Here is a 20015-nt window from a genome sequence, read left to right on the forward strand (position 1 = left end):
ACCTCCAAACATGGATCTGTATTAAAAGTAAATATGATTATTTCGTTTCTAACACCTTATGACTATTTAAAATATTTAAAGTAGAGAAGTCTTTTTCTGTCTCTTTACCAAATCCATGTCTTTTCTCTAAATTTCCATTTTTTACTACTGTATCTACTTCTCGTAGAGCACTGATTGAGATCAAAGGGTCATTTTTTATGCCGATAAAATCTGCAATTTTTCCTGATTCAATTGTCCCGAGGTTTTGCTCAATCCCGCATGCTTTTGAAGCATTAGATGTCGCAGTTCTTAGCGCTTCTAATGGTGTTAATCCTGCATGGACGAGAACTTCCAATTCAAATACTAAGGCACCATGTGGGAAACCTGGTGCACCACAATCCGTCCCAGCAGCAAGCTGTATACCATAATCTTTAGCATATTGAATGACTTTATAACTCCCAGATAGAATCTCTTGCGCTTTTCGGATAGCATAATCAGGTACACCCTTTTCTTCTCCAAGTGTTGCTAATAGATAGAATGTTGCTATAGTTGGAACAACCATTATTTTTTTATCTGCAATAACCTTTGCTACTTCAGCAGTCATCATGTTCCCGTGTTCGATTGTATCTACACCAGCCTCAACAACATTAATAATGCTCTGCAGCCCCTCTGCATGGGCTGCAACTTTACGGCCACCATGGTGTGCTTCTTCTGCGATTGCAGATAATTCTTCTACTGTCAGTTGCGGCCAATCGGGGGATTCCCATTTTCCATAGCAACCTCCACCCGCCATAACTTTGATAAGATCAGCACCTGATTTCATCATTTTACGAGTACCTTTACGTGCCTCATGTGGTCCATCTATTTCGAATCCTAAATCATGGCAATGTCCTCCTGTCATCATAATTGGGTTCCCAGATGCTAGAATCCTAGAACCTCTTATGACGTTTTCTTCAATTAGATCACGTACTGGGAAAACCGCTTTATAATCCCCTCCAGCATCTCGAACAGTCGTAACTCCATGCATAAGTGTTTCCCTTGCATGTTCAGCGACACGTGCTGCTGTTTTTTCATTAAATTCATGTACCATAATCGAATTTGGATCCTGGGATCCGTTCCAAACCAAATGGACATGACAGTCTATTAATCCAGGAAGTACAAAAAGGTTACCAAGATCTTCTATTAAATAGTGGCTTGGAACCTCATATTTTCCTATAACATCTTGGATTATGCCATCTTCTACCAAGATGGCAACATCCTGCTTGTACCCTGGACTACGGCCGTCAAACAATTGATTTACCAAGTAAGCTATTTTCATGTGTCTCCCTCCAAAAAAAATTAAAGTTTTCTTATTACAGTTTATTAGTTGCCTGTGTTTTTTAATTATTGTTACCGTAATAGAAACGAGTTAAATAATGAACTTTTCTAAATATTCCATTAATTAATACGAATGATACAGGATCGTCCAATGATATGTCTAATATATATATACTAGTTATTAATATCTAATAAATATCAAAAGGGGCTAATCAGATGGAACTTCGGCATTTAAAATATTTTATTACCGTAGCAAAGGAACTTCATTTTAGTAGGGCAGCCGAACTTTTACAAATGGCTCAACCACCATTAAGTCAACAAATTAAACAGTTAGAAGAAGAAATGGGGGTTAAACTTTTTAATCGAACCCAGCGACGGGTTGAGTTAACAGAAGCTGGAGTTTCCTTTTATGAAAGAGCATGTGAGTTACTAGAAAATCTCAATTTTGCATGTGATGAAGCTCAAAAAATACATCTTGGGGAAAAAGGAGATATCATCTTAGGCTTTACGGGGTCACCAACATTTCACATACTTCCAAGGGTCCTTCAAGTATCTAAACAAGAATATCCGGAGTTAAAAATTGAATTGAAAGAACTAACTACAGCGGAGCAAGTAAGGGCATTAAATAAGGGAGAAATTCATGTGGGTTTACTTGTCCCCCCGATTAATAGTAATTTGTTAAATATAGAAACTTTGAATGAAGGATCATTTGTGATTGCATTGCCTAAAAAACATCCTTTAGTTAAGCAGGGGGCGCCTGTTGATCTATCTAGCTTGGCTAATGAAAATTTCCTTATGCCACGCAGAAAGGACGGACCTGGTTATTATGATGCCATGATGAACCTTTGTTACCAGGCAGGCTTTGAACCGAATATTATATTAGAAGCAAAACAGTATCTTACTTTTATATCACTGGTCTCCTTCGGTATTGGAGTAGCGTTATTGCCGTCATCTATAAAGTTTATAGATAGAGAAGAGGTTGAATTGATGCCAATTGGTAATAGTCTGTCAAACTGGACTGTTTCAGTTGCTTGGAACAAAAATAACAGAACTCCTGCATTACAGATTTTTCTTAAGTTGTTAAAGAAAACAACACTTTATACTGAAAAATGATAAAGGGAGCAGTAAAAGGTTCTTAGCGACAAACGATGATTTACAATGGAAAGTTAGACGGTTTGAATTTGTCATTACAGGCATTCCTAAATTTTGTCGATAGCAAACAAGCTGTCGATGTATTGATGTGAGAACGGTATTCAAAAGAAAAATAGATTTCGAGAAGGAAATGTACTCCGCTACTGCGGAAATATCGGGGAAACTCTATCAGCCCATCACGAAATTACCACGAATCTGATTGTTGAAAATCAGGGCCCGTTCTTGCCCAGGATAGAGAGAGGTTAGTTGAGGAGAGGCGCCATTTAAAGTAAGACTTGGCCCATTCTTTCAGTAGGGAAACATGTTGACGGTTCTTGCGCTTTTTGAAGATTGCTGCCCTAAAGTAACGGTGGAATTCAAGGGATCAGCAGAGTTGTCCTAAGATTTCTTCGTTCATCCTACATAAATTCTTGTTTTGATCAAAACAGCCGCTCTTTTGCCTTTGGTGAATTAGAGTGGTTATTTCTTTTTTACTCAATATTCATTAACAGAAATTGCTCCTGATTTTTGAATAAAATAAATGGAACGCTTCCCGTTTTTTCTATTCATTCCTAGACATTTTAAAGAATCTATACTGTAAGTCTATTTAAATCTTGAAATAGGGTTGTAGCTAGAAAACATTAGAACCGTCCCAGTGTTTCTCTACACAAACTACATATCTATAGTATATGGGATGATACAGCATGAAAATATTACTATCCCAATTCTGTTACCAATTCCTCACAAGTTAAAGTATAATTTACTATAACAGATTATTTCTACAAAACCGTATTAACCGAAAGAAGTGATACAATTGAAATCTCATTTAATGCATATGCGTGATAAGCTAAATAATATTAACAAACGGAATCGCTCCATTCGCTTATTGAAGATCTATCAGAAATGGAGCTTTGACCTTGAAAATATAGATTCGATAGAAGCTAAAGAAGACGCACAGTCGATTTTAAAGAAAATAGTACAGCAGAAAACGAAAGGAAAGATTACTTTATTGCATCCTTCTCTTGATGATGATAAATCAATGAGTTTATCAAAGAAGCTAACCGATCTCTATCGTCAAATTAAAGCAATGGAAGATGAAACTGGTGTACATGATTTTTACTTAGGTTATCCTTTCCTATCTGGTGTTCTCCTCGATGGAACCTTTATTCAAGCCCCACTTTTCTTGTACCCAATTCGGTTGGAAAAAGATAATATTACGATGCAAAAATGGGTGTTGCAATTGGAGGAAGGCGGGCCACAGTTAAATCGGACGCTCTTTTTGGCGTTAAAGAAATTAAATAAACTTGGCTTCTCAGAGGAGATTTTTGAAGAGGCAGTTTCCGTTGCAAGCTCCATGGACTTTGCATCCATTCAGACCTTTTTGGAAAAACACCATTTGAAGGTTCAATTTACTGAAACAGGCCTAAGTCGATTAAAGGAGTATAAGGTAAGTGATATTCCGGAAGTTGCTAATATGACATTACTTGAAAATGCGATTATTGGTGATTTTCCACAAGGCGGTTCTTCCATTGTTCGTGATTATGACGAGCTGATTAACCTATCAGAAACGAGCTCTCTTTCGTTAGTTGGAGAAATGATTAATCCAGTTGATGGTTTAACAATTGAGGCGGGGGTTTTACCTAGTTGTGTTGAGGAAGACGTACAAACTAATGAAAAAGAAGATATTTTGAATCTATTACATACAGATGGTTCTCAAGAAGAAATTTTGCGGGAGGCTCGCCATCAAAGGGGTTTGGTCGTACACGGACCTCCTGGAACAGGGAAGTCGCAAGTCATTGTAAATCTCATAACAGACGCACTTCATCGAAAGAAAAAAATACTCGTAGTCTGTCAGAAACGTGCCGCACTAGATGTAGTGTATCAACGGATGAATAGTTTAGGGCTTAGTGACCATGTTGCCCTTGTGCATGACGAGAAAATGGACCGTAAAGCACTTTACCAAAAGATTTCTACCGTTTTAGAACATAATGAAGTACGGTTTGCAGAAGCGGTCGATAAGCTGATCACTGTGACTTCACGGTTAGATAATCAAGAACAGTTACTAAATACGATTGCCAAAGCGCTCTATGAAACTCAAGCCTATGGATATAAATTATACGAACTTTACGGTGAATCGAAACCGATAACTGATTCAAACAAGATTATCTCTTTAAACAGTGTGATCGACCAATTAACAAGAGAGTCTTTACGAGATACGGCAGAAGCAGTATATACGTATGGAGAGTGGTTCGAGCAGTTTGGACAAGAGTCATATCCGCTGCATCAACGAAAGAGCTTTGCCGCATTTGACATGAAAGCGAAGTTAGAAGCGATTGAAGCGTTAGAGGCACTAATCCAGAAAGCGAAAAAAGCGACAGACTATATCGAAGCATTGGATATTGAAAAGATTACGCCTGCTTATACATGGGAAATACAAAATCGATTAGATAAAATCTATCCAGATTTAGATGATAGTCAAAAACGAACTCTTCAAGGTTTGCGCATTTTCTGGTGGACGACAGTTACAGGAAAATCCATAATTGAAGAAATTACAAATGGGGAGAAGTTCAAAGGAACGAGTTCTACAGAGTGGATCAAGGTAAAGCAGTCGTTAAAGATTATGCACGACTTAGGAAAAGTAACGAAAGCTATGGCGGATGACATGAAGGCACTGTTTGCTTTTATGCAAGAGGAACAAGTGAAAAAATTACAGGACCGCGTGGCAGAAGGGGATATTCCGTTAAAAGAGTTAGACTTATTATTAGAGTATATCCATCGTGATTTTGATGACCTGAAATTAATGGATACGTTCTGGCGGCAGGCAAGTGACGACACAAAGTATGTTATTACTGCCCTGCAGGAAAAAGAGCATAACACAGAACAATCGCTATCGAATTTTTGGGTAGATACTTTTAAAAATTCAGCGTATATACACTGGATTGATCAGATTGAAGCTAAATATCCGGATGTACAGAAGATCTCTACAAACGAGTTTGGAAGAATTCGTGAATCGTTTGCTAATCTATTGGAAGAAAAACGAAAAGTAGCAGCGGAGTTTATGATCCACGAACTGAAAGACAAAGTAAAGTCCGTTCAGCAAGTACAAGGGAAATCGACGAAAGAGTTGAAACATCAAACCGGTAAAAAGCGAATGATCTGGCCACTTCGTAAACTAGTAAACGACTTTGCCGATAAAGGACTAGTGGATATTTTACCGGTGTGGCTAGCTTCGCCAGAAATGGTATCTTCTATTTTTCCGTTAACAGAAGGACTGTTTGACATCGTTATCTTTGATGAAGCCTCTCAGTTAACAGTTGAAAGTGGCATGCCTTCTGTATATCGGGGTAAACAAATTATCGTTGCGGGGGATGAAAAGCAGCTCCCTCCGTCCAATTTATTCCGAGCAGGATATGCGGATGAAGAAGATGAGGAAGAAGCGAAATTTGATACGGATGAGTCTGTTAGCTTACTCAATTTAGCAAAACGACGTTTTCCAGAGAAGATTTTGCAATGGCATTACCGTTCAAAGTATGAAGAGCTCATTAACTTTTCCAACCATGCCTTCTATAACGGCTATGTTCAAATTGCTCCAAACGTCACACCATTTAAAGAACCGCCTGGAATAGTATGGAAACGAGTAGATGGAAGATGGCTTAACCAGTCGAATGAAGTAGAAGCTCTGGAAGTCGTCACACAGTTAAAGTGTACTCTGCAGCAACAACCTGGTAAGACAGTTGGAATCATTACTTTTAACGCAAAACAACAGTCAAAAGTACAAGATGTGATTGATCATGTAGCTGCAGAAGATGAAGAATTTAGAACCCTTTATAATGAACTAATGGCACGTGATCTAGATGAACGACTATTTGTCAAAAATATTGAAAACGTCCAAGGGGACGAGCGAGATATTATCATTTTCTCTATTGGCTATGCAAAAAATGAAGAAGGTAAAGTGTACAACCGTTTCGGGTCGCTAAACCAAAAAGGCGGAGAAAATCGATTAAACGTTGCGGTTACACGTGCTAAAGAAGGAATTATCGTGGTTTCTAGTATCGAACCAGAAGACTTAAATGTTGCCAACACGTCCGAACCTGGACCAAAGCTGTTAAAGTCCTATTTGAAATATGCAAGAGCTGTTTCTGGTGGAAAGATAGAGGATATCAATGCAGTAATTCAAGAGATTAATGAAGCAGTTAACACTCACGTTGTTCAACAAACGCTGCATTTTGATTCTCCATTTGAAGAGCAAGTATACCAACAACTTCGTAATCTAGGTTATGAAATTACCACTCAAGTAGGAATGTCTGGCTATAGAATTGATATGGCGGTCGTCCATCCTCACGATAGTTCTAGATATATACTGGGCGTAGAGTGTGATGGAGCTATGTATCATAGTTCACCAAGTGCTAGAGAACGCGATGTTTATCGCCAAAGATATTTGGAATCAAGAGGCTGGACAATCGAACGAATCTGGAGCAGGAATTGGTGGAAGAATCCTGTAAATGAAATCGAGCGAATTGACCAGCGAATTAAGGAATTAGTTCGGAAGGAAGAAGCTCGGGAAGTGATTGAGGTGAGATAAGTAGCAGGCACGCCCTGATGTATTTTGTTTTACAAGCAGCACTGCACCAGTGCTGCTTGTTTTTTTTATTATGGAAAAGAAAAACCCTAGGCTAAGCCTAGGGTTGGAGAAACACAGGGACAGTTCCTTCGTTTCCCAACTGCGAAAAACAGACTCTCGCTTATCTAAGAGATTGTAAGTTGATAAGGAGTTCTAATCCTCTTGTTCCAACGAATTTAGTTTATCACATATTAGCTCGGAAACATAAGAACCGTCCCCGTGTTTTCCTAAGTTCGGTCGCTCTGACTGTCACCCGAAAAATATATTTAAAAAAATGTATTGACTATAAATAAAATTGACTGTATATTCTGTATTATCGATAATATTATCGATAATGATAAAGAGGAGTGGAATTTAGATGTTAAAAAATAATTCGAAAGCGTATTTTGATGACTTGGAAAAAAAACTATATACGGCAGTAGTGAATGATGTATTGGATTCATTGGGTTATCGTAACCAAACAGCGGACCCTGGAATACGTCCAATAAATTCGGATAAAGTACTGGTGGGGAGAGCTAAAACAATCCAAGCATCTGAAGTAAATAGGGAGCCCAAAGAACCGTATGTAAAATTGATTGAAGCATTAGACAGTATAGAACAAGGTGATATTTTTATAGCATCTACTGGAGCTTCCAATCGTTCTGGATTTTATGGAGAATTATTAGCTACAGCTACCAGTGTTGCAGGAGGTCGTGGAGCAATTATAGATGGTCTGATTAGAGATGCTCGACAACTGAAAAAGATGGGCTTTCCTGTATTTACTCGCGGATTTCGCCCTACAGACTCCTATGGAAGAAATGAAGTAATTGAATATGATGTCAGCATCAGTTGCGGTGGCGTAACCGTTAATCCTGGGGATCTAATTATTGCTGATATTGACGGAATTGTAGTAGTTCCAGCGGCTTTGGAAGCAGAAGTAATTGAAAAAGCCCTTAAAAAAGTGAGTGGTGAAAATATGGTTCGTGAAGAATTGTTAAAGGGAGTAAAAATTTCTGAAGTATTTAAAAAGTACGAGATACTGTAATAGAAAGTTGAAATTATACGCTTCCCAAATTTGAAATGAACCAAATCTTTAAATTATAAAATATAATAGTAAATATTAGTCTTTTAACCGAAATATTTTCTTGGCTTTAATCTACTTTTTGAAGGGAAAGTGGATATAGTTATATAGAGGAACACCTGATCCTCTATATTTTATAAGTAGGATTGTAGTGCAAGGAGGCGCAAGCCATGCCCGCGGAAAGCGTCCGCCCGTAACGGAAATTCCTGACCACTTACTATGAATGTTGTCAGGCATAGGTTTTGGTGATGAGTCAAATATTAAGCATTAATATAATTATAGAGAGAGGGATAGATTTGGTTTCAATGGGAAACTATAAAAGCTCTAGAAGTGAGTATATTTATTATGAAATTAGAAAAAAAATACTAACAGGTATTTATACACCTAATACAAGGTTATTAGTATTAGAAGTTGCTAAAGAATTTGAAGTAAGTCAAGCACCAGTACGAGAGGCCTTTGAAAGGCTAAAACAAGAGGGATTACTTATCGGCATAAAGAATAAAGGATCAATCATTTCAAAAATTGAACAAAAAGAAATTGAGGATGTATACGTATTAAGGGAATTAATGGAAAATTATGTAATGAGGGTGTATCTCGAAAAAAGATTACCCGATGATATCCACCACTTGGAATCTATCTATCATGAGATGCGTAACTCAGCAGAAAATGAAGATCTTCTCAGACTAATCGAATTAGATATGGAATTTCATCAGTTTTTTTATGAACGCAGTGGAAACACGGAGATTTTACGAGTTTGGAAAAATCTCAAGATTAAAGTGATGCGATTTATTGTAACAACCAATCAGTTATATTACCCTAATTTAAAAATAGTAGCTGACACGCATCTCGAATTAATCGATGCATTAAAAAACGGGAATGAAGAGATTATTTTAGATGTATTTGATTCTCATATAAAAGAAGTTTGGTGGAGAATGAAAGAGAAAAATAAAAAATGAAATATTGATTAGGGAGGCTTTTTTATGAAAAATAATTTATTATTCTTTCTCTTAATCGTTTTGGTCCTATTATTATCAGCTTGTTCTGATAAAAAAGAAAGAAGCGATTACCCAAATAAGCCGATTAGTATCATAGTTCCTTTTGCTGCTGGGGGAGGAACAGATGCTGTGGGGCGTGTATTAGCTGAAACATTAAAAGAAGAGTTGAATCAAGATGTAGTTGTGGTAAATAAAGATGGAGGGTCAGGAGCCCTTGGAATGAATGAAGGTCTAAATGCCAAGGCAGATGGTTACACATTAACAATGGTTACACGCGAGGTAGTAACTTTACCGTTATTGGGAACTGCACCTTTTAAAACTGAGGATTTTAGATACATTTCGAACGTAAACTATGACCCTGCTGTATTTGTTGTTTCTGCTGATTCTGAAATTAACACCATTGAAGATTTATTGAACACTATGAAAGAAAATCCTGGAAAACTAAAATTTGGAGCTTCGGCAGTTCCAAATACTTACTCATCTCAATTTGCACTTGCTACGGATGTTGAATTCCAAACAATACCCTATCAAGGTGCAGCTCCAGCAATTACAGAAATTCTGTCCGGAGGGGTAGATTTTGGTCTATATAGTCCTGGAGAGGTAAAAGCTCACATAGAAGGTGGTAATTTAAAGGCATTAGCAGTTATGGCTGAGGATCGCTTTTCTGGTTTTCACGATGTACCAACTTTAATTGAAAAAGGCATAAATGTCACGTCTGGAACTTATCGAGGAATTGCTGTTCCACCTGATACACCTGATGAAATCGTTAATACTTTAGAAAAGGCACTAAAAAAAGCAGTGAATAGTGATAAATTCGTAGACTTTATGAATAGTTCATTTCTCGGAATTGACTACCGTGGTCCCGAAGAATTCAAAGAGATGATTGATAATGATATTAATAATTTGACACCTATATTTAAAAATCAATAGGAATAATATTTTACTAGATAAAAATCAGCTTTTTACTATTTATCCTATTCAGTACTAAGGGGATTTCAAGATGAGATTAATGAATTATATTCTGGGTTTAATAATGCTTGTCTTAGCAACTGTATTTTTTATTACGGCTAATAGTTTCAAAGTTTCTACTCAAGTAGATTTAGGTCCTTCATTTTTCCCTAAATTAGTTTCAATAATAATAATTTTGCTATCGATAACCCTTATTGTTACAACAGCATCAGACAGAAAACTAAATCAAACAATAGGAGAACTGTTTGAAAAATATGAATTAGTAAAAGTTGGTTCAGTAATTCTATTACTAATTATTTATAATCTCCTTTTAGTGTCAATTGGTTTTATCTTAGCTACTATCTTATTTATGTTTGTATCACTCAGATTATTAAACAAAAAAAAATGGAGCATTACGATACCGGTACCAATACTTGCTACTGGCATAATTTACTACTGTTTTAATACATTATTAAATGTCCAATTGCCTAGCGGTTTTTGGTAAGGAGGTAAAATATGGTTATTGAAGGTTTCCGAGCAATATTATCAATTGACGTTATCTTCATCATATTTGCTGGAGTATTATTGGGCATTGTCGTAGGATCTTTACCAGGTCTCACTGCAACGATGACAATCGCTTTGTTACTTCCATTTTCATTCGGATTATCACCAGTCTCCTCTATTGCACTAATGGTTTCTGTATTTATCGGAGGAATGTATGGTGGGTCTGTTACAGCAATTCTACTTAGCATCCCCGGAACCCCCGCCGCTGCAGCTACTGTGCTGGATGGGTACCCTCTTAGAAAACAAGGAAAGATTGGTAAGGCAATTAGTACTGCTACAATCGCATCTTTTTCCGGTGGAATAGTAAGCGTTACTTGCCTAATTTTCTTTTCTCCAATCCTAGCTGATTTTGCACTAAAATTTAGTGCCGCAGAGTTCTTTGCGTTAGCAGTTTTTGGGTTAAGTATTATAGCAAGCGTATCTGGTAATTCACCTATAAAAGGTCTAATTGCAGCATGTTTGGGATTACTTATTGCAATGGTGGGAATGGATCCACTTACCGCATACCCACGTTTTACTTTTGGAACTACACAGTTAATGGGTGGATTTTCTTTAATACCTGCCTTAATTGGATTGTTCGGTGTAGCGGAGATATTAGGTTCTATTGTAGAAAAAAATAATATTGAAGAAAAAATAAAAGTGAAACTGGATAATACAATTATTACGTTAAGAGAAGGTAAAGGGTTAATTGGTACCATTTTAAGATCTTCCTTTATCGGAACCTTTATTGGTGCGATTCCTGGTGCTGGTGCGGATATTGCAGCATTTGTTAGTTACAATGAAGCTAAAAGATGGTCTAAAAATAAAGATGAATTTGGAAAAGGAAATCTTAAAGGTGTTGCGGCACCTGAAGCAGGAAATAACGGAGTAACGGGTGGGACTATGATCCCGCTGCTTACTTTAGGAATTCCAGGTGATGCTGCTGCCGCTGTATTATTAGGTGCTTTTCTCATTCATGGTCTTCAGCCGGGACCTAAGCTCTTTATGGATAACGGTGAACTAGTTTATGGCATATTTGCAGCTATGATCGTAGCAAATATTTTCATGCTTGTTTTGGGACTTTCAACAATCAAAGTCTTTGCAAAAGTTCTACAGACTGACACAAAGATATTAATGCCAATCATTTTAGTTTTAACTACTGTAGGTGCATTCGCCATTAATAACAGTATGTTCGATGTCTACGTTATGTTAGGCTTCGGTGTACTTGGTTATTTTATGAGGAAAATGGATATCCCTACATCGCCTATAGTATTAGCGATTATTTTAGGACCGATGGCAGAAGAAAATTTCCGTAGAGCAGCTATGTTGAATGAGAAAAGCCTTTCATTCCTTTATGATAGACCTATCACTGTAATATTTTTATTACTGGCAATTATTACAGTTTCTTCTTCTTATATGAAATATATAAAAGATAGAAAGAAGTAGATGAACAAATACTTCTATGATTTCGGCAAATAGTATAGAAAGCAGAAGATTTCAACATCCTCTCCATTACATATTCGACATCATTAGGTATAAGGAGCATTTCTGTTAGTAAGATTTTTGGGGACTTGAACAAAAAGAGCCCTCTTGGTATGTTCCTGGGTGTCAAAATGGTAGCGCGAAATGCCCCCTAATTGAGATCCATTGTGCATCGCATAATTCCCTATCACTACTTACGATCTTTTTCTAGTAGTGACCGAGAAGCATGCTTAAATATTGGAATATATTGAATTATGTGAAAGTAACGTTAAAAAACGTGTCGAAAAATATTTTTTTGACACCCCAAACAACGGCCAAACCGTTGATAAATCAACATTTATAGAGGGAGGTGTTTGGTCATGAATGAAGTAGTGACAATTGGTGATGTTCTTATTACATTTAATCCAAGATCAAAGGGTCCAATGAAATTTGTAAATACTTTTGAGCGAAAGATTGGCGGTGCAGAGCTTAATTTTGCAATCGGCTGTGCACGATTGGGCCTAAAAACAGGCTGGATTAGCAGATTAGGAAATGATGAATTTGGTCAATATGCCCTGAATGTTATTCGGGGTGAGGGAATTGATACAAGCCAAGTAAAGCTAGTAGACGGCTTTGCTACTTCTCTTTATTTTAAAGAAGTTTTGGAAGATGGTAGTGGAAGATCATTTTATTATCGTACGAATTCCCCTACAGATACATTAACTGAAGAGACAATAGATGAAAATTATATAAGAAATACGAAGGTACTTCATATCACAGGTGTTTTTCTAGCTGTTAATAAGGAGAAGAACATTCCTTTGATATTAAAAGCTCTTCAAATTGCGAAAAAAAATAAGGTTCTTATTTCTTTTGATCCAAATATTCGTCTAAGGTTATGGAAAAGAGATGAAGTTCAATCAGCCTTATTACAAATTCTTCCGTATGTAGACATTTTATTGACAAGTATTGAAGAAGCAGAGATTTTATTCGGCACAATAAATACAAAAGAAATAATCAAAAAAAGTACTCAATTAGGCGTTACTTACATCGCAATAAAACAAGGAGACGCTGGATCTATTGGTTATTTTCATGGAGAGCTTATTGACGCACCCCCAGTAAAGGCTAAATTGGTTGTAGATACGGTAGGCGCTGGTGATGGATTTGATGCGGGATTTATTTACGGTATTCTTAATAACTGGTCACTTGAAAGAACCCTATTATTTGCCAATACTATTGGTTCCATTGTTGTTGGTGTAATTGGAGATAATGAAGGACTACCTTATTTTGATGATGTCCTAATTCGAATGGGTGAAAAAGAATTTATAGATAGATAATAATGAATAGGGGCTGTTAATAGTGACAATATTATCTACACTATTGAAAGAGGGACTTATAGCTGTAATTCGGGAATCGACAATGGAAAATGTTATTCCAATTTGTGAAGCATTATATGAAGGTGGCATAAAAGTAGTTGAGATTACAGCAGAAACTCCGCAATTAGTACCTATAATTGAAAAAACAGTAGACAATATGGGAGATAAAATATTGGTGGGAGCTGGGACAGTTCTTGACCCTGAAACGGCAAGGATGGTTATTTCTGCCGGAGCTCACTTCGTTGTTTCTCCCACGGTAAATATTGATACAATCCGACTTGTTAAACGCTACGGTGTAGTATGTATTCAGGGCGCATTAACCCCAACAGAAATTGTAACGGCCTACGAGAACGGGGCAGATATGGTGAAAATTTTTCCTATTAATGCATTTGGGCCTAGTTATGTGAAAAATATTCATGGTCCTTTACCTCAAATTCCTTTAATGGTCACGGGTGGTATAAATTTAGATAATGTTTCTGAATATGTGAATAACGGGGCTTCTGGTATAGGTATAGGAAGTAATCTCGTCAACGTCAAGAAATTGAATACGCAGGCAGACTATGAAACACTCTTAAAAAAAACAAAACAATATGTACAAGCCTATCATGAAGCTTCTGAAAATGAAAAACTGTAATGAATAAGGGTCAAGTAGGTTGGGGTCTTTCCACTTGGGGTGGACTCCTTTCCTTCACAGAAACGTTCGCCCTTAATACACACGGCTCTTACTTCTTATCATTTACAAAGGAAACAAGGGGAAGGTTCGTACGTTTCCCCAATTATCCATATCTTTGAAATAGCGCCTGTGGTCAAGACCCCAAAATATAGACATTATCAAAATACGACATTATATCGCTTTTTGATAGTTTAAATAGTAACTTTTAGGAGAAACGAATCCAGGTTTATATTGGGTTCGTTTTTCATTGTAGTAACGGATATATTTATTTAAATCTTGTTGAAATGTTTGTAATTGAATTTTTGGATAGAAACAATGGAATTCTGTTGTCAGTTGAGAAAAGAAGCTTTCAATCGCAGCGTTATCCCAAGAGTTTGCCTTACGAGACATACTAGGTGTAAACTTCAAACTCTTGCTCAAGTTATAATAGTTAAACGATCTATATACACTTCCTAGGGGGGCAACCACTGTCACCATCCGGATTTTGTCGAAAAACCTGGTTAGTTCGACATTTTTCGAGGAGTGACAGTGGTTGCCCCCCTTATAATGGACATATAGGATAGATAAAGATACGACATATCTACATTATTGGGGGACATACAAAATGACAAGAAAACATACAAGTGTCGAAACTAAGTTAAAAGCTGTACTTCAGATAATAGATGGGGAGAAATCAGTAATAGAGGCTGCTAGAGGACTAAATTTACACCGTGATACTGTTAATCGTTGGGTTAATGCATATAAGGAAAGAGGAGAAAAGGGCTTAGAAAATCCACATTCTCATAGTACCCCTCAATCTAAAAATAGTAATAAAAAAGTTAAGGAGTTAGAGAAAAAACTAAAAGAAAAAGAATTGGAGAATGAGATATTAAAAAAGTTCCAGGCCTTTCTCAAAGAGAACGAATAAGCAAGAAATTCGAAGCTATTTCTTTTTTGAGAAAGGATTATCCAGTTGTTCTTCTTTGTCGTGTATTAGGGGTTTCAAAAAGTGGATATTATGCTTATCTTAGTAGACCTAAAAAGCAAGTCTCAAACAAGGATCGTAAGCTCTTAACTAAGATAAAACGGGCATACACTCTTCATAAAGGCACGTATGGAGCCAAAAGAATTGCAAAATATTTAAAAGATAAGGGGACTATTGCAAATCATAAAAGAGTAGCTCGTATTATGAGGGAAGCAAATATTAAAGCATTAGTAAGACGGCCTAAAACAACGCAAGAAACAAAAGGCCAGGCTGCCGGATATGTGTATAAAAATCTTTTAGAACGAGATTTTCATGCCAGTCACCCCAACCAAAAATGGGTTACGGATATGACAGAAATTCAAGTTGAACAAGAAAAACTTTATATATCAGCCTTGATGGATCTATTTAATAAGGAAGTTCTTGCCCTAGAAGTTAGCTCTAGCCCTAATCAAGAGCTTATTAAAGCTACCATTGAATCAGCTCGAAAGAAACGAAAATTAAAAACGCTTGAAGGAGTCACCGTACACAGTGATCAAGGAAGTGTATATAGATCGTTTAATTATTATAACTTGAGCAAGAATTTGAAGTTTACACCTAGTATGTCTCGTAAGGCAAACTGTTGGGATAACGCTGTGATTGAAAGCTTCTTTTCTCAATTGAAAACAGAATTTCCTTGTTTCTATCCAAAAATTCAATTACAAACATTTCAACAAGATTTAAATAAATATATCCGTTACTACAATGAAAAACGAACCCAATATAAACTTGGATTCATTTCTCCTAAAAGTTACTATTTAAACTATCAAAAAGCGATATAATGTCGTATTTTGATAATGTCTATATTTTGGGGTCTTGACCACAGGCACTGTTCTATGTTGATCCTGTTGCATACAAGTCCTCCTCAATTAATTTTTTAAACTTTATATTATTTATAAATGCACCTGGTATACCCCGAGAATTTGCGCCTTCGCTCAAGTTGCAAGTTCCTTTTTTCCAATTGTTACAACAGGAAATATGGATGTGGCTTACCGCACGAGGCAATCCTTTTAAGGTGTAATATATCGATATCCATTGGAAAAACGTGGGGACTCTTCTCCTGTTTACTCAAATTTTAGTAACGTCAGGAATTTTTTTTTAGATATCTTTTTTGAAACGAAAGGAAATAAAAGAGATGGAAATCTAGGATAAAAATCAAACGGGCATTTAATCAAACAAAATTATCTTGGATTAAAAGCCCTTACTTTACGGCTTAGCTACAGTTGAAGTAGAAAAGGTTAATCCAAACCGTTGGGATGAGGAGATTCCTGCTTACCCGCTAGCATGCTATCGAACAGATTCTGGAATTATTCCGGTAAGTTATTAAAAAATAACAAAGCCCCATAAGGAGTAATCCCGTATGGGGCTTTGTCGTTTATTTCAGTTTCTTTAGATATAATCGTATCAGAAAAGGAAACCTTCCTCTAATAAATTCCTGGTGCCTGCCCCCAGTGCGTTAATCCATTAATATATTGGGGGCAGGCATCTTTTTTTGAATAAACAGTGTTTTAAGCAAGACTCTTTGATATGAAATTTCAACAACAATACTCTTTATCCATTTCTAACAGAAGAAGCAGGCTCCCGAAAAGGGAAAACCTGCTTCTATACAAATGTTAATTTATACAAGTTTAGAAATTGAAGAAGCTCTGTTTCTGCTTATCGATATTATTTACATAGAATCAAATAATTTACAATAATAATTGTAAGTCATTTCAATATTGTGGAATATTTCCAGATTAAAGTTAAAGGGTTTCAAACACTTGAATCGCTCTACTTTTGTGTCAATACATATTTAGCTTCTCGCAGCAAATATTCAGCCGCTTCGCTTGAGATATGCTTCCGCTTTGAGCCTTCAATTCATTCACAAAGCTGTTCAGATTGTCTGCTGTCTTCGCCGCTCCGAATGCCACCCCTGTTTTGCCAGCAGGTGCAGTGATGCTCTCTAAATTAACACCTTAAGGCGTAATGTCAATGTCTTGCGACGAACGGTTATACATGGAATCCGCAGCGAAGACTCGGAGTGTGTATGGAGTATTCGGCGACAAACCTGTAATCTTGTATTCCCTGTGTTTATCGAATGGCTTGTCTAGCGGGAGCGAAAGACTGTTGAACGATTTGTCAACTTCCCCGGTAAGCTTGTTGATAAGCTGAACATTGTATTCCAACACACGCACATTGTCATTGGCTTGCTTCATTGTAAAAGTAAGTTCGTTGTTTTTGAAGGAATTGATCGTAATGCCCTCATCAAACTGCGGAGCGATGAGTTCTATTGTATCGCTCTTGCTATAAGTAAAGGCATCTTTGCCTTCGCCAACGTTTACTACAAAAGGTATGCCTACATATTCATCTGAACTTAAATTATACTGTTTGATGATAATTTTTGTACCGTAAACCTCTAAGAAATTCGCGATGCGAGGTGTGGTATTGTAATTGATATACGCGCCTTCCATATATCCGCCGTACGGACCTCCATCAATATAACTGGAATATGACGTTGAACCAGCCTCGAGATAAGTAGCCGCACCTTGATAGAGAGAACGTTCGTCTGTCGGGTCGTAATGCGTATGACCTGACAGATATACCACTTGCGACAAATTATTGTCGGCAATATATTTACCAACATTATTACTTGCCGCGCTGCTCCATGCCGATGACCACGTGGTTCCACTAATAGGGAAGTGAGAAGTTACAAATATGGGTTTTGTTGGATCGTAATCCTCTTCTTTTGTAATTTCGTCGAGGAAGTTGTTGGTTTTTGCCACCGTATTGTCGTTGTTATAATTTCCATCAAAACCCACAATATTATATCCTTTTACCTTTACCCTATAAGAATCGTTAAAGAAATTGTTATCGTACGATTGCGTAGATTCGTTCCACGCGCCCGCCGAACCGACAGGTATTAATTTTTCGGCGCCGCCCATATCATGGTTGCCTCTAATCATATAAAACTCCGTATTGTCAAATAAACCCTCATTTTTAAGTTTATTGTATATGCCTGTCAGCTCATTCATCCACAGATATTCTATGGCATTGTTACCGCCGGTAATGTCGCCGGTAAGCAACATTACATCGGCCTGCGGGAATAAGCTCAGTTCTTTTCTGAAACCTGCCTCCACGCGCGCGATTGAAGCGGGATTATTACTGATTTCCGGGTCGCTGTCCACAATCATATTTAAATCGGCGGGAGTTAATGTTTTATTGCTTTTTTGATAGATGAATATGGCGTTGTTTAGTTCACGTTCGTAATAATTAATGGTTTCCTGTGTATATAATTTTTCTTTTTGCTTTTTTGCAACCGTATTTGCCGTATTCAAAACCTTTTTCAAATAATCAAAATCGGTTTTGCTGAAGCCGTTGCCGAGACCGCCTGTTATTATTTTTTTTGCTTCTGATATTGTGTCGTTAAGCGCGTTCATATCTACTTTATTTACAGCGTAACTATTATAATTAGCTTGAACTACATCACTGCTAAATGCGCCTTCCCAAATCATCAGATCAGCGATATCGAATGAATTACCTCCGAGGTTGCCCAATCCGTCGGAACCTATATTTAATGGGTTCGATGTATCTAAAGTTCCGAGCTTCAGCGTAGTTTCAGCCATTTCGTAACCATCGATATACAACGACGCGAGCATTTTATTTCTATCTACAACATATGTCACGTAACGCCAATCGGAAGCATCAAACGTGTTGCGCCCAAAGGAAATGTTCTTTTCTTTTGCGGTCGGGAATCCTAAATTCATGTTGACCGAATTGGCTGATGTGTAAATCGCCCAGCCTGCGTTAGAGCCGTTACTAAAATCCTTGTTTGATAATATGACCTGATTCTTGTTAGTGTCGCCCTTATACCAGAAAGATACGGTAAAACTGTCATTACCAAAATTCAAGCTATGCTTCGTACTGACATAATTGCCGTTTCCACTTTCTAAGTGCAGAGCTTTGGTCCCGGGCAATACACCGTTTACAAAACTATAATCCCCATTTGCTGTCAAATTCTCTTTATTTGCATCGTCCTTTAAATTATTATCGAATTTAATCGATGCAATAAGGGGGTTGGCATTTAATACTGCGTTCGTGGGCAATGAAGTTTTACTTTCACCATTTGATTTTAAACCAACTACAACGCGCAATTTTTTACCAATATCATTTAACGTTACTTTGTAGCTGTTGGATGTACCACCCGATTTTACATTAATATATTTATCGCTCATACGTGATTCCTGTACTTGCCATTGAAATGTTAGATTGTTGCCCATTGAACCATTACTCGTGATAACATTGGCGGTGATCTTTTGACCGTAAACCGGCTGCATATTATCGATTTCGACCGATACGATATTATTGCCCTTTAAATCCGTGGCAGTTTCTGCGTCTGCGGTGGGCGATAACATTACGAATATCATCGTTAATATAAGGGTAAAGGATAAAATTCTTTTCACTACAGAAAACCTCCATATTTTATGTATTTTAAGATCCTGTTCAAATCGCTCGTAAAATTGAGTAAAAAAAAAGCACCGTAGCCGGGCATCCTCCCATCGATCGGGATGAGAGGAGATTTTTCGTCACGGAAATCCCCCTTTCGTTCCCAATATTGAACCTTGATTTTCTCCTACTGCTGCTCTCATTAAACTGAAATGGTGATTTTTGAACAGGCTCTTTAATGTATTGTAATGTATAACTATTATATTTATATTTCCTCACAGTAAAATTATAGTAAATGTTGTAGGCAACTATAAAGGGCCTTAATATTTTAAATGTAGAATAAGGTAAATGACTACCTACATTTTAAAATGCCCCCTTTTCTACGGCACCACTCCCGTATAGTATTTATAAATAATGAGTGGCTGCTAATAGAAACAGGAGCATTCATTATTATATTAGCCATATTCTTAGGCCGAAATAATGATTGGCCTT

The 20015-nt window shown here is 37.1% G+C and carries 14 protein-coding genes; 11 read left to right on the top strand and 3 right to left on the bottom strand.

The annotated features are described in order from the left end of the window. Positions 1-37: 37 nt before the first annotated feature. The gene (locus tag KHA94_RS19390; RefSeq protein WP_213103750.1) at positions 38-1297 is read right to left on the bottom strand and encodes a metal-dependent hydrolase family protein; all 1260 of its coding nucleotides are present in this window, start codon (positions 1295-1297) and stop codon (positions 38-40) included. 215 nt (positions 1298-1512) lie between these two features. Between KHA94_RS19390 and KHA94_RS19395 the strand changes: the two genes are divergently transcribed. From KHA94_RS19395 to KHA94_RS19435, 9 genes are all read left to right on the top strand, one after another. After that, positions 1513-2409: a LysR substrate-binding domain-containing protein gene (locus KHA94_RS19395; protein ID WP_213103751.1), complete on the top strand. Its 897-nt coding sequence runs from the start codon at positions 1513-1515 to the stop codon at positions 2407-2409. 832 nt (positions 2410-3241) lie between these two features. Further along, entirely contained in the window at positions 3242-7009 is a 3768-nt protein-coding gene (locus tag KHA94_RS19400) for an AAA domain-containing protein (protein WP_213103752.1), read from the top strand. Between the two features lie 397 nt (positions 7010-7406). Next, positions 7407-8072, top strand: a complete 666-nt coding sequence (locus KHA94_RS19405) for an RraA family protein (RefSeq protein ID WP_213103753.1) — start codon at positions 7407-7409, stop codon at positions 8070-8072. A gap of 284 nt (positions 8073-8356) precedes the next feature. Further along, positions 8357-9064 (top strand): GntR family transcriptional regulator, encoded by a 708-nt coding sequence (locus KHA94_RS19410; protein WP_213103754.1) that lies wholly within the window; start codon positions 8357-8359, stop codon positions 9062-9064. A 24-nt stretch (positions 9065-9088) separates the two neighbouring features. Next, entirely contained in the window at positions 9089-10033 is a 945-nt protein-coding gene (locus KHA94_RS19415) for a tripartite tricarboxylate transporter substrate binding protein (protein WP_213103755.1), read from the top strand. A gap of 70 nt (positions 10034-10103) precedes the next feature. After that, positions 10104-10556: a tripartite tricarboxylate transporter TctB family protein gene (locus tag KHA94_RS19420; protein WP_213103756.1), complete on the top strand. Its 453-nt coding sequence runs from the start codon at positions 10104-10106 to the stop codon at positions 10554-10556. 11 nt (positions 10557-10567) lie between these two features. Continuing rightward, on the top strand, positions 10568-12040 hold the full coding sequence (locus KHA94_RS19425; RefSeq protein ID WP_213103757.1) for a tripartite tricarboxylate transporter permease: 1473 nt from the start codon (positions 10568-10570) through the stop codon (positions 12038-12040). A gap of 395 nt (positions 12041-12435) precedes the next feature. Then, the gene (locus tag KHA94_RS19430) at positions 12436-13389 is read left to right on the top strand and encodes a sugar kinase (RefSeq protein WP_213103758.1); all 954 of its coding nucleotides are present in this window, start codon (positions 12436-12438) and stop codon (positions 13387-13389) included. Positions 13390-13411: 22 nt separating this feature from the next. Further along, positions 13412-14062, top strand: coding sequence for a bifunctional 4-hydroxy-2-oxoglutarate aldolase/2-dehydro-3-deoxy-phosphogluconate aldolase (locus KHA94_RS19435; RefSeq protein ID WP_213103759.1), 651 nt, complete (start codon positions 13412-13414; stop codon positions 14060-14062). Between the two features lie 210 nt (positions 14063-14272). Here the strand turns inward: KHA94_RS19435 and KHA94_RS26320 are convergent, their stop codons facing one another. Beyond that, the gene (locus KHA94_RS26320) at positions 14273-14509 is read right to left on the bottom strand and encodes an integrase core domain-containing protein (protein WP_420828178.1); all 237 of its coding nucleotides are present in this window, start codon (positions 14507-14509) and stop codon (positions 14273-14275) included. A gap of 196 nt (positions 14510-14705) precedes the next feature. Here KHA94_RS26320 and KHA94_RS19445 point away from each other — a divergent pair, with 196 nt between their 5' ends. Together KHA94_RS19445 and KHA94_RS19450 are read left to right on the top strand one after the other, a co-directional pair. Further along, entirely contained in the window at positions 14706-15008 is a 303-nt protein-coding gene (locus KHA94_RS19445; protein ID WP_213101633.1) for a helix-turn-helix domain-containing protein, read from the top strand. A gap of 26 nt (positions 15009-15034) precedes the next feature. Next, complete coding sequence (locus KHA94_RS19450) at positions 15035-15883, top strand: IS3 family transposase (protein WP_213103760.1); 849 nt, start codon at positions 15035-15037, stop codon at positions 15881-15883. Between the two features lie 1173 nt (positions 15884-17056). Here KHA94_RS19450 and KHA94_RS19455 read toward each other — a convergent pair. After that, the gene (locus KHA94_RS19455) at positions 17057-19540 is read right to left on the bottom strand and encodes a LamG-like jellyroll fold domain-containing protein (RefSeq protein ID WP_338030826.1); all 2484 of its coding nucleotides are present in this window, start codon (positions 19538-19540) and stop codon (positions 17057-17059) included. Positions 19541-20015: the final 475 nt, after the last annotated feature.

It is taken from the genome of Cytobacillus citreus, from assembly GCF_018343665.1.
GTDB lineage: Bacteria > Bacillota > Bacilli > Bacillales > Cytobacillaceae > Cytobacillus > Cytobacillus citreus.